Annotated in this window: 1 protein-coding gene and 1 pseudogene; both read left to right on the top strand. The window is 75.8% G+C overall.

Translation table 11 applies throughout. The annotated features are described in order from the left end of the window. On the top strand, positions 1-315 hold a 315-nt coding region (locus EHS43_RS45630), incomplete at its 5' end, for an ADP-ribosylglycohydrolase family protein (RefSeq protein ID WP_148104388.1). Next, positions 303-616 (top strand): annotated as a pseudogene (locus tag EHS43_RS45625) (ADP-ribosylglycohydrolase family protein); the annotation flags it as partial. The gene EHS43_RS45630 and the pseudogene EHS43_RS45625, both read left to right, overlap by 13 nt.

Here is a 616-nt window from a genome sequence, read left to right as displayed (position 1 = left end):
GAGGAACTCCCCGTCGCGCTCGCGATGTTGCTGGTGTCCGGCGGTGACTACCGGCACGCGGTCCTCGGCGCGGTGAACTACGGCAGGGACTGCGACTCGATCGCCACCATGGCCGGGGCGATGGCGGGCGCACTGGGCTCCCCGGTCCCGGACGACTGGTCGAAGGCGGGCGCGGAGGCGAGCCGTCTGGACCTGTGGGAACCGGCGGCGACGCTGACGGCCGTGGCCCGGGAGATCTTCGAGCGGGACAGGGCCCACCACAGGACCCGGGAGGCGGCCTTCGCGGCACTCGGGGGCACGAGATGCTCCGACTGACCTGGGTCCAGCCGGAGGACCTCATCGGCCACGAACTCGCCCAGGCGGTCCAGGACGGCAGGGAGCCGTCGGCGATCGCGGCGCGGTGGCGCGCGGCGGGGGGCGACCGGGCACCGGCCCGGGCGGGCGCCTCGGCCGGGCCCGCGTCCAGGTATCTGCGGCAGCTGGCGGAGGACCTGCTGGACGAACTGGCGGACCTGCCGAGCGTGTTGGAGGACGACGAGCCCACCGACCTCGCGCGGATCAGGGCCCGCTGCCCGGAGTGGCCCGCGCCCGTCCCCGCCGCCACCCTCACCCGGGC

It is taken from the genome of Streptomyces sp. RP5T (genome assembly GCF_003933965.1).
Classification (GTDB): Bacteria; Actinomycetota; Actinomycetes; order Streptomycetales; family Streptomycetaceae; genus Streptomyces.
The sequence above is the reverse complement of the archived record's forward strand: the minus strand, read 5'-3'. Positions and strand labels throughout refer to the sequence as shown.